Source organism: Acidithiobacillus sp. TH-A35 (assembly GCF_057473505.1).
On sequence record NZ_JBYCKR010000064.1, the window covers coordinates 1 to 9,964 of the forward strand.

The following is a 9,964-nucleotide window of genomic DNA, read 5'->3' on the forward strand; positions in this document are numbered from 1 at the left end:
AGATAACTATATATTTTGGAACTCACACCTGCGTTCCCATTGCTCACAAACTCGAACTGCTTCGTCTTGCCAAGATCGAGAACCATTTGCGCTGAAATACGCGCCCGTGCGACTGCATCGCCGCCCTCGATCCCCACTAAAATCTTTCGTGAAAGCACACCATTGCGCAACTGCTCGTTCAAAATCTCTTGCTGCACGCCAGGAGATTTTGGCAGAAATTCGGATAGCGTAGACTCAAATTTGGTACTGATTATTATGCCAATAGCGCCGAGCAGGATCGCCAGCCACATCCCCAGAATAAACCATCGGAATTTTCTCATGGTGAGGACGAATTACTTATACTAATAAGCGACCAATCGTGATTTACTTTTACAATTTCAATACTGCGTACCATTTGCCCGATACCACCAACGGAGATATGTTTAATTAATTTTGCAAAATCATTTTTCTTGGGAACCAGCGTCAATGACCAGCTATTTTCTTCGCCTTTGAGGGAAAGCGTAAAATACCTCTCTAGCAGCTCAGTATTTCCCGCCAGTACCCCGCGAATACTATCGACAAAAGCGAGCAGTTCCGGATGGTCTTCTAATTGAATGGCATGTTTATCTATAGTAAGAACATCGCCTTGCACCAGCATCACCTGATCGCTGGGTTTGATGGTGTGCATTTCCAGCATATCGGGCGACACAAAGCGCATATTGCCAGATGATTGTATCGGCTTATCTAAAAAGCCAATATATTTTGTCTCCGCAAAAGAGGCATGTCCAGATTTCACTTGCGCCAAGGCGTGCATTAATTGTGTTATGTTCCAGTCTGCTGCGTAGACAGCTTGTGTCATCAAGGAGGCCGCGAGGAAAAAAGCGAGCACGGCGCCTATGGCATATCGTCTGGGCAGATAAAGTCTTCGCCGAAACAGTAGCGAGCCGGGATATAAAATGGAAATACCGGGCGCAGTGATCGCGGCGTGCAACTCCAGTTGACGGCACTCATCACTCATTTTATAAATGATCCTCCCGCACTTCAATATTAGAAAGTTTTTCCCAAAAATCATAAAAATTAAACCAATTATAGGGAGCCATATGACAGTATTTCTCAACTTCTTCAACATATTTTAACATTGCGTCCTGAATAGCCTTGTCCCGAGCCGATTTCTCTACCAAAGAAAAATCAGCAATCTGCTTTATAAATATTTCATATTGCCCGGGACCCGTATACAGACCGGCCATAAAATACAAGGGCCGCTTGAGAAGCGCCGCGATACGAAAAGTGCCACTCGGCCATGCGGCGGACTCTCCGAGGAAAGGAATAATCCGCTTTTTCTCTGACCCGACGGACCGGTCACCGAGGAAACCTACCAATGCACCCAGTTCCAACTGCTCCTGAACACGTAGCATCGTGTCCCAGCGGCCTAACGGTATAACATTAGGCTGCTCTCCGATTTTCACACCCGCCAGCGTCGTATTTAGCTTCTTCGCATTTTCCTCGTACATAACCATCACCACGGACATTCCGGGATACTGCTGGCCGACCGACCGCAACACCTCAAAGCTACCCAGGTGCGCACCCACCAACAAGACCCCACGCATGTCGGTAATCGCCTGTTCCACGTCTTTGGACAAATGCGACTGGATAGTAAAAAGTGAGTCATCGTTACTGAGCAGATAAACTCTATCGTGAATCGTGGTCGCAAACGTCAGGAAATGACGATAGACATCTCTGCCACCGACGCGGCGACCCAGAACGCGGGTAAGGTAGACTCGAGAGGCAACCCGCGCCGATGGCGCAAAAAGCAGGAAATAACACGCAATAAAGTGCAGCACCACACGACCGACGGGCCTTCCCATCTTTTTTGAAATCCAGATCATCAGACGCAGCAGAAATCGGCTCCCACGCTCTGGACGACTTAGCCACCCGCTATCAGGCGATTGTTGAACCGTCCTTAACAGGCGCGCCATTATTAGAGTCGCTCCACAGCCTGGACAGAGAGGTAGCCGGACGCTACCAGACGGGTGCCCGCACACACCTCAAAGCGCACGGTCGTATTGTCCAATACGGCCACGCGAAGATTCAGAGATTCCCCAGGTGCCACTGGGCTGTAGAATTTCGCCGAGCTAATGCTGCAATCGTTCATCGGCAAGCTGTTTGCTGAGGCTATAGCGCAAACCATCTCATCAAGAAGCAAGGCGGCCGGCACAATCGGATTTCCCGGAAAATGGCCGGCGAAGACCGGATGCTCAACAGGGATCGTAAATTTGTGGTCATAATATTTCAGATGAGCGCTCCTCTTTGCCGATCAGAGCCACGGCCATTGCTTTCAAGGCTTCTCGTGAGATCTTTCCAGTAGCGTTTCTAGGTAGGCCGTCCACAATCTTCAGCGGGCGGGGAATAAACGCGGGGTCCACACACTGTTTAAGACGCTCAATTATTATTTCTGTATCCAAGTCCGGGGCCACGGCAAATGCGACTAAACGTGTCACTCGCCCATTATCAGTTTCATCGGGCATAAAAAACACCCCGTCCAGAACTCCGGAAATAGATATTAACTGATGATTTAAATATGAAATAGAACTACGTTTACCTGCTATATTTACGAGATCTTCCATACGACCATATAAAAGAAAATGTTTTTCATCCACTATTTCTATAGAGTCGCCAACCTCCACTGCCTGTTTCAAATGCCCTCCGTTTATCTCAATCCGGGCACCCTTCCTAATCCACGACAACTCCGGGAGTAAATGCCATTCCTCCGTTTGGCTGGTGCGCCGCGTTGCCACAACGCCAGTTTCGGTAGAGCCGTAAATTTCGAGCAGCTCACTGCTAAAGCGGGCTTCTGCGTCTGCCGCAAGATCCCGAGTTAGTGGTGCCGTAGCAGAAAGCAATAAATCAACACTTGGTAATGGTGTATCCGCAGCGAGCATGGAACGAAGGTGAACGGGGGTACTGATCAAAACGCGCGGTCGCGATACTGAAGAAATCCCTGTACAAATATCCGCCGGGTAGAAATGGCGCTCCGCAGCAATGACAGCAGCACACTGCCACGCCATAAGAATGGTAGATTCAAAACCATACATATGCTGGGGTGGAACAGTACCCACCACCGTGTAGGTGCGGCCATCTAATAAGCCCAAGCGCTGCGCCTCTGCGCGCACCGAATGCACGAGATTCCCCCATGTTTTAAGGTGAGGGACGGGTGTTCCGGTCGAACCAGATGTAAACACGTAAGCCACCGGGAGCGATGCATCCAGGCGCGGGATAGCGGGCGAGCTGTCGACGGGCGCGTCTGGCAGAGAAGTCGGGAACGCCAGGTAGGGTAAGCCCATATCATTCCCATCATCGCCAAGGCAAAACAGGTCTGGCGCGAAATCGATTATTTTTTTGACACTTCCGGTGGTGTACGTGGAAGGCAGCAGGCTGGTTTTCCCAGCAGCCATTGCCGCCGCGAGGGTTACCATGAAATGGTAACTATCCTGACAGGTATTCAGCAAATGTCGTCCGGGCCGGAGCAGCAGCCGGGTATAGTTCACGTCGGCCAAGAACTGCCGTAGCGTGACACCATGACCTTGTCGAATGGCCACGACATCATCCGGAGATCGATGTGTCATCATCGGGAGATAATTCATATCCGGAAAAACTCCCTGTTTAAAAAATAAATATCATGAATTCCCAACTATGAATCAGATTTTCTATTAGAAACAGATTGCCCGCTGCCAAAATAAGTCCGGATGCCCTCCACCATACTGCCCCGCTCACTGATGGGGATTTGGCGGCAACGAACAGCGTATTCAATGATGAACATGGATGCAATCAATACCGTGCTAGCCGTACCGGAAAACAACACCCATACGTGCTCACCAAGAATAAAAAATATCAAGAACAACACCATCGTCAGCGCTGAAAAAAATAGTGTCCATGCCACAGTCACTTTGCGCGTATATCGTGCCAGTCGCATACTCAGTGGACCATGTACCATCTCAGCAATCCGCGAGATCAGCGGCATGTGGCCGGAGCGCAAAGTGAGACCGAAGGTGAACGCTAACAGAATAAATATCGCACTCCGCTGCACCATACATATCCAGCCTATATAGTACGCGATGGTCGTACTATTGCGCACTATTATCATGCCAGAAATGGCGACAGACAAAATCCAAAACGCCTTATAGCGCGTACGCCAGGAGATAAGTAACAGGCCAGCCATAATTGGTATAAATGCCGATATAACGACAAATACCCCCGGATTTTTTGTAGAAACATCCACATAGGTGAGCACTTGATAGCCGATAAAAATAAACAGAAAAAGTGCGACTTTCCAGAAACCATGCAAGGTGATCGCTTTATACTTCGTCGCGATCAGCGCCGCATCCTTATTAAGAAGCCCTCCCACACCCTTTCTCCTTAAAAAGTCGGTCATAAAATGGGAAAGATATATTATATCGGCGCTCCCCAACTCCGATATTTCATAAAGCGATGACGATTCAGCCTGGTTCCTTATCACTTGGAGGGGGGCACTGAACGACTCATAGCCGTATCGCGTCCCCGCAGGGCGCTCCAAAACTCGATCGCGCCAGCCTTTGCCGCATGCCCAACGTCGACTGCACTCTTCGCAATCCCGACACCGACATCTTTTCCGACCTGACCGATTTTATGCGCGGTGGAACCAACTGCGCGCCCGACATTCTGGGCGTCACGCTTCAAAGGCGCGCCATCGGCGTACACCGCTACCGGGAACGCTAGGCTGATCACCAACGTCAATAACGCTATAAGCGTCCTATTCATTCCACTGATGTTTTTGAACTCATGACATTTTTGCATAGCACGCCCCACGCATTCTCTCAAGGTCGCAATTCGTGAACCTATGGACAACCGGAGTTGCCATAATCAAATTGCGACGGCCTCATGGTCTTCAAAACTGGTCACTGTGGTAAGCCACCACCCGCTCCACCTCATTTTTGGCACCCAGGATAACGGGGACGCGCTCGTGCAAGCCCTGGGGATCGATGTCCAGGATGCGCGTCGTGCCCGTGCTGGCCGCGCCACCCGCCTGCTCTACGAGGTAGGACATGGGATTGGCCTCGTACAGCAGACGCAGCTTGCCCGGTTTCTTCGGATCACGCTGATCAAAGGGATACAGGAAAATACCACCCCGACAAAGGATGCGATGCACATCAGCCACCATGGATCCGACCCAGCGCATGTTGAAGTCGCGCCGACGGGGGCCATCCGTGCCTTGATTGAGCTCATCAATATAACGTTGCACCGGTTTCTGCCAGTGGCGATGGTTGCTCATGTTGATGGCATATTCACTGGTGTCCTCGGGAATACGCATCTGGCTGTGAGTCAGGATATACTCACCGATGGAAGGATCAAGGGTGAAGCCATTGACTCCATAGCCGGTGCTATAGACCAGCATATTGCTGGAGCCGTACAACGCGTAGCCGGCGCAGACCTGCTCCACGCCAGGCTGGAGGAAATCGGCGAGTTCCGCATTACGCCCGGCCACGGGTGCCTTGAGGATGCTGAAAATGGTCCCGACACTGATGCCGACATCGATATTGCTGGAACCATCCAATGGATCAAAAAGCAGCAGATACTTGCCGCGCGGAATATTGTTGGGGATGGCGTAGGGGTCATCCATCTCCTCGGAGGCCATGCCGGCGAGATGGCCCGTCCAATCCATGGACTTGAGGATGGCTTCGTTGGAGATGATATCCAGCTTTTTCTGCACCTCGCCCTGCACATTGTCGGTGCCGGCGCTGCCCAGTGCCCCCACCAGCGCACCGCGATACACCTGCGCGCCAATGAATTTGCAGGAAATGGTGAGATCGTTGAGCAAACCGGCGAAGTCGCCAGAGGCACCGGGATAGAGGCGCGTTTCTTCAATAATAAATTGGCTGAGGGTGGTGCCGATATGCATGGTGCGGTCCTTTACTGGAAGATGAGTGATCGTCTAGAGAGCGCTGAGGCCCAGCTTGAATTCTACCGTGGATTCTATCGCGCGCGCCGTTCCCTGGTCCAACCATTGCAGTAACTGAATATGAAAGCGATGGATACCCCCACTGATTTTCGGATAATAATCGGCGCGATCTGTCAACTCCAGGCGGATCATGGAGGGCGGCCGGCGAGCATCCAAAGGCGCTCCATAACGCCCTTCCCGGGCTTCCACGGTTGACCATGCACAGGAGTCGCGCAACAACGCGAGAATCAGATCAGTGCTACTCTGCAGAACTTCCAGGCTTTTCTGCCACCCATTCAGAAGTCCGCGGATGCACTCAGGGGCTTGCTGGTTCCAGAACGCAAGTATGGGCAGATCACAGTCCGCGAGGCCTCCGGCTACCCCCATCCTGCCGCGCGCGAGCTGGATGATTTCCTGATGGCGCAATAATTGCCCGAAAGGCTCACGCTGCTCACGCAGCGCTTTGATTTGTTGGTCTATGCGAAATTGCCAGACGCGCAAAGGGTCTTCATTCGCCTCGGGGCTCTGCGCCCAGATGGCAAGGCTCTGAGCAAGACGTTCCAGTTCCAGAATGAGATCAAGGCGCAACTCCGGGCGGCTGCAAAAATCAAGCAGCTCATTGTAGGGGCGCAGGGCATCGCGCAGACTGGTGGTGCCCGCTACCTCATGCTGTAACTGTGCGAAGACACTCTCCAGGCGCAGCAAAAGGCGCGCGCGCTCATGGAGCGGGTGTTCATAAACAGCCATGCCGTAACCTCATTCAAAAGTCACTGCCGCTGCACGGAGCCACAGCACCCCAAAATCAGGGAATGGCAGCGTGCACCATTTCTGGGCAGCGCCCCACAGGTTGCCACAGGCGCTTTCCCTAAGCAAATCGTTAGGTTCCCCGCAAATGACGAAGATAGAGGGCAACCTGAGTTTGCAACTCAGCCAGCGACCCTTCATTGGAAATAATCCAGTCGGCGGCGGCATTACGCGCGACACGATCACATTGCGCCGCGAGCACCGCAGAGATTTGCTCCTCTGTCCAGCCAGGGCGGGCACGCAAGCGCTCTATTTGCACGGAGCGGGGACAATCGACGACCAGGACCTGATCCAGCAATGGGCGATAGCCATTTTCGACCAGCAACGGCACCACCCAGACCATCAGCGCTTGCGGATGCCGTCTGGTCAATGCATCGCTGGCAGTTATAAAGGATGCACGAATAAGCGGATGGAGAAGGGCTTCCAGCCAGATTTTCGCCGCTGGATCAGCAAAAATCCGGGCACGCAATGCGGCGCGATCGAGGCAGCCATCTTCGCCTAAAAAAGCCGGACCAAAATGGGTGATAATGGCTTGCAGAGCCGGACTGCCCGGCACCACCAGTTCGCGGGCGATGACATCGGCATCCAGCACATGGGCGCCCGCCGCCTTGAGCATCCCGGCGACCGTGCTTTTGCCGCAGGCCACCCCCCCCGTCAGACCAATCCCCAGCGCCATTCAGGAACCCAGCAGATGCAGGTAACCGGAAAGGATGGCTTGTGGCCACAGCAGCATGAGCCAGCCCCCCAGCGCCAGGTAAGGACCGAAAGGCATGGCATAGTCCCGGCCCTTACCACGCAGCAGGAAGCTCAGGGCGACCAGACCACCGCTCAGAGCCGCGATGAACAGGGTCAAAAAAACGGCCTGCCAGCCCAGCCAGGCACCAATCATGCCGAGCAATTTGAGATCACCGCCGCCCATTCCGTGCTGCCCGGTCGCCCGATAATACACCGTGGCCAGCAACCACAGACTGCCGTAGCCGATGAGTACACCGAGCAAGGCGTCCTGGGGCGTCACCAGCGCTATCCCCGGCCAGAAAAGTGCCGACCCATTGAGCAGCAGCCCGATCAGCAGTCCCGGCTTGGTAATGCGGTCAGGCAACAGTTGCGTCTCCAGATCAATCATGGTCAGCGCCAGCAGCGCCCAGGTGAATATCAAGGCAGGGACCAGTTGCCAGGTGAGGCCCAGTTGCCAGATAACCACCAGGCTGAGCAAACTGGTCAGCAGTTCCAACGCCGGATAACGCCAGGCAATGGGGTTGCTGCAACCGTGGCAGCGGCCGCGCAATAAGATCCAGCTCAGGACCGGGATATTTTCCCAGGAATGCAGCACATAGCCGCAGTGCGGGCAGTGGGACGCGGGATGGATGATGGATTCGTGGCGAGGCACCCGATGTACCACCACATTCAGGAAGCTGCCGATGAGCAGGCCGAGCAGGGCGACTAAGATATAGACCACGCTCATTGCACCCTGTGTCATGCAATTTCTCCCGGAGACAATCTGCTGAGTCGCAGCTCCAGCGACTGCAAACTGACACCTAGCAGATCTGCGGCATGATGCCGGTCGCCTCCAGACTGCTCCAGCATCTGGCGCAGTAATGCGGCCTCTGCCGTGTCTAAACCGGTCGGCGCAGCACTTACCGTTACAGAGGCAAGCAGGCCGCTTTCTGGCGCCACACCGCCAGAGGCGTTGAATGCTTCTTCAGGTAGAATATCGTCCCGCTGTAACGCGAGACGGCGCTCCAGCAAATTTTCCAACTCGCGGACATTGCCAGGGAAAGCGTAACTACCCAGCCGCTCCAGAGTCCCCGCGGGCAGCCGCGCCGGCGCACCATCCTGCACCCCCCCGATACGTTGCAGGATCACCTCCGCCAACTGGGGAATATCCTCCGGATGCTCGCGCAAGGGCGGCATATGGAGCCGCACGACATCCAGACGATACAGGAGATCCTGACGAAAGTTACCGGCAACGACCATCTCTTGCAGATCGCGGTGGGTAGCGGAGATGAAACGCAGATCCAGAGGAATTTCCCGCGACGCACCCAGCGGACGAATGGTCCGCTCCTGAATGGCCCGCAGGAGCTTGACCTGCACCATCATCGGTAGTTCACCGATCTCATCCAGAAAAATCGTGCCGCCATTGGCCGCCACAAAGAGCCCTTCGCGACGCTGTATGGCACCAGAATAAGCACCATTCTCGGCACCGAAGAGCTCACTCTCCACCAGTCCATCGGGAATAGCGCCGCAGTTAACGGCCACGAAAGGCTTGTCGTGACGGGATCCCGAGGCGTGAATGGCACGCGCGGCCAACTCCTTACCGGTACCAGACTCACCGGTGATGTGTACTGGCGCATTACTTCGCGCAACGCGGCGGATATCGTCGCGTAAGCGTCGCATGACCGGAGAATCGCCCACCAGCCGTTGCGTGCCGTCCGAACCCGCCGGTGACAGACGACTGAGATCAACGGCTTGCGATATCAGTCGCCGCAGACGCGTAAGTTCGATGGGCTTGGCCATGTAATCAAAGGCCCCCGCCTGCATCGCCGCGACGGCGCCATCGGCGGATGAGTAGGCCGTAATCACGGCCACTGGCACTTGCGGGTGCAACACGTGCAGACGGCGTACCAGATCAATACCTGAACCATCCGGTAAACGCAGATCGCTCAGACATAAAGACGGAGCACCTTCGGCAAGGCGGGCGTAGGCTTCTGCGAGGGAACGGGCACCAGTGACAGCAATTCCCATACCCTGCAACGTAATACCCAGTAATTCAACGATATTCGGCTCGTCATCCACGATCAGGGCAGGTGGCAATACGGAAGAATCAGCCATCACTCCTCCGTCTCCAGACACCAGCAGGGGAGAAAGATCCGGAACAGTACACCGCCCTGTGGATGGTTTTCACAATCAATGCGACCACCGTTAATGCGCAACAACTCGCGCACCATAGACAAGCCCAGTCCGGTACCCCGTGAATTGGTCGTAAAAAATGGCTCAAAAATGCGCTCCATCACCTCCAGCTTTACGCCCGGTCCAAAATCCCGCAGCGTCACCATGATGATCTCCTTGTCCGCACGTACTGTCTCGATTTCGACGCGCATCGTAGCATCTTCTGCCACACCATACTGTGCGCTGTTATGCAGCAGATTCCAGAACACCTGCCGCAACTGCGCAGGATCGGCATAGACCCGAAGCTGCGGGGAAATTTCACGG

Annotated in this window: 12 protein-coding genes and 1 pseudogene; 1 reads left to right on the forward strand and 12 read right to left on the reverse strand. The window is 54.2% G+C overall.

Annotated features, from left to right (window positions below; all coding sequences use genetic code 11):
• From AC2VNK_RS02465 to AC2VNK_RS02490, 6 genes and pseudogenes are all read right to left on the reverse strand, one after another.
• Positions 1–290, reverse strand: a pseudogene (locus tag AC2VNK_RS02465) (MMPL family transporter); the annotation flags it as partial.
• A 26-nt stretch (positions 291–316) separates the two neighbouring features.
• Positions 317–997, reverse strand: a complete 681-nt coding sequence (locus AC2VNK_RS02470; RefSeq protein WP_486882681.1) for a LolA family protein — start codon at positions 995–997, stop codon at positions 317–319.
• Between the two features lies 1 nt (position 998).
• Positions 999–1,955 (reverse strand): lysophospholipid acyltransferase family protein, encoded by a 957-nt coding sequence (locus AC2VNK_RS02475; RefSeq protein ID WP_486882682.1) that lies wholly within the window; start codon positions 1,953–1,955, stop codon positions 999–1,001.
• 2 nt (positions 1,956–1,957) lie between these two features.
• The gene (locus tag AC2VNK_RS02480; RefSeq protein ID WP_486882686.1) at positions 1,958–2,272 is read right to left on the reverse strand and encodes a 3-hydroxyacyl-ACP dehydratase FabZ family protein; all 315 of its coding nucleotides are present in this window, start codon (positions 2,270–2,272) and stop codon (positions 1,958–1,960) included.
• A complete protein-coding gene (locus AC2VNK_RS02485; protein ID WP_291523815.1) occupies positions 2,259–3,620 on the reverse strand; it encodes an AMP-binding protein in 1,362 nt (453 codons plus the stop codon). Before AC2VNK_RS02485 ends, AC2VNK_RS02480 begins: the two co-directional genes overlap by 14 nt.
• A gap of 47 nt (positions 3,621–3,667) precedes the next feature.
• The gene (locus AC2VNK_RS02490; RefSeq protein WP_291523813.1) at positions 3,668–4,381 is read right to left on the reverse strand and encodes a COG4648 family protein; all 714 of its coding nucleotides are present in this window, start codon (positions 4,379–4,381) and stop codon (positions 3,668–3,670) included.
• A gap of 194 nt (positions 4,382–4,575) precedes the next feature.
• Here AC2VNK_RS02490 and AC2VNK_RS02495 point away from each other — a divergent pair, with 194 nt between their 5' ends.
• Complete coding sequence (locus AC2VNK_RS02495) at positions 4,576–4,731, forward strand: hypothetical protein (RefSeq protein ID WP_291523811.1); 156 nt, start codon at positions 4,576–4,578, stop codon at positions 4,729–4,731.
• 169 nt (positions 4,732–4,900) lie between these two features.
• Here AC2VNK_RS02495 and AC2VNK_RS02500 read toward each other — a convergent pair whose 3' ends face one another.
• From AC2VNK_RS02500 to AC2VNK_RS02525, 6 genes are all read right to left on the reverse strand, one after another.
• Positions 4,901–5,911, reverse strand: a complete 1,011-nt coding sequence (locus AC2VNK_RS02500) for a class 1 fructose-bisphosphatase (protein WP_291523809.1) — start codon at positions 5,909–5,911, stop codon at positions 4,901–4,903.
• Positions 5,912–5,944: 33 nt separating this feature from the next.
• Positions 5,945–6,697, reverse strand: coding sequence for a cell division protein ZapD (locus AC2VNK_RS02505; protein WP_291523807.1), 753 nt, complete (start codon positions 6,695–6,697; stop codon positions 5,945–5,947).
• A 130-nt stretch (positions 6,698–6,827) separates the two neighbouring features.
• Positions 6,828–7,430 (reverse strand): dephospho-CoA kinase, encoded by a 603-nt coding sequence (gene coaE / locus AC2VNK_RS02510; RefSeq protein ID WP_486882683.1) that lies wholly within the window; start codon positions 7,428–7,430, stop codon positions 6,828–6,830.
• Positions 7,431–8,231, reverse strand: a complete 801-nt coding sequence (locus AC2VNK_RS02515; RefSeq protein WP_291523803.1) for a prepilin peptidase — start codon at positions 8,229–8,231, stop codon at positions 7,431–7,433. It lies immediately after the preceding gene.
• Positions 8,228–9,583, reverse strand: a complete 1,356-nt coding sequence (locus AC2VNK_RS02520) for a sigma-54-dependent transcriptional regulator (RefSeq protein WP_486882684.1) — start codon at positions 9,581–9,583, stop codon at positions 8,228–8,230. The genes AC2VNK_RS02515 and AC2VNK_RS02520 overlap by 4 nt, the downstream gene beginning before the upstream one ends.
• A partial coding sequence (locus AC2VNK_RS02525) for a sensor histidine kinase (protein ID WP_486882685.1) occupies positions 9,583–9,964 on the reverse strand: 382 nt, incomplete at its 5' end. The genes AC2VNK_RS02525 and AC2VNK_RS02520, both read right to left, overlap by 1 nt.

What these genes read in the sequence shown, in the direction of transcription:
- AC2VNK_RS02485 (WP_291523815.1), bottom strand. Translation starts at nt 3,620, where the DNA reads ATGAATTATCTCCCGATGATGACACATCGATCTCCGGATGATGTCGTG.
- AC2VNK_RS02495 (WP_291523811.1), top strand. Translation starts at nt 4,576, where the DNA reads ATGCCCAACGTCGACTGCACTCTTCGCAATCCCGACACCGACATCTTT.
- AC2VNK_RS02515 (WP_291523803.1), bottom strand. Translation starts at nt 8,231, where the DNA reads ATGACACAGGGTGCAATGAGCGTGGTCTATATCTTAGTCGCCCTGCTC.
- AC2VNK_RS02505 (WP_291523807.1), bottom strand. Translation starts at nt 6,697, where the DNA reads ATGGCTGTTTATGAACACCCGCTCCATGAGCGCGCGCGCCTTTTGCTG.
- AC2VNK_RS02470 (WP_486882681.1), bottom strand. Translation starts at nt 997, where the DNA reads ATGAGTGATGAGTGCCGTCAACTGGAGTTGCACGCCGCGATCACTGCG.
- coaE (WP_486882683.1), bottom strand. Translation starts at nt 7,430, where the DNA reads ATGGCGCTGGGGATTGGTCTGACGGGGGGGGTGGCCTGCGGCAAAAGC.
- AC2VNK_RS02520 (WP_486882684.1), bottom strand. Translation starts at nt 9,583, where the DNA reads ATGGCTGATTCTTCCGTATTGCCACCTGCCCTGATCGTGGATGACGAG.
- AC2VNK_RS02500 (WP_291523809.1), bottom strand. Translation starts at nt 5,911, where the DNA reads ATGCATATCGGCACCACCCTCAGCCAATTTATTATTGAAGAAACGCGC.
- AC2VNK_RS02475 (WP_486882682.1), bottom strand. Translation starts at nt 1,955, where the DNA reads ATGGCGCGCCTGTTAAGGACGGTTCAACAATCGCCTGATAGCGGGTGG.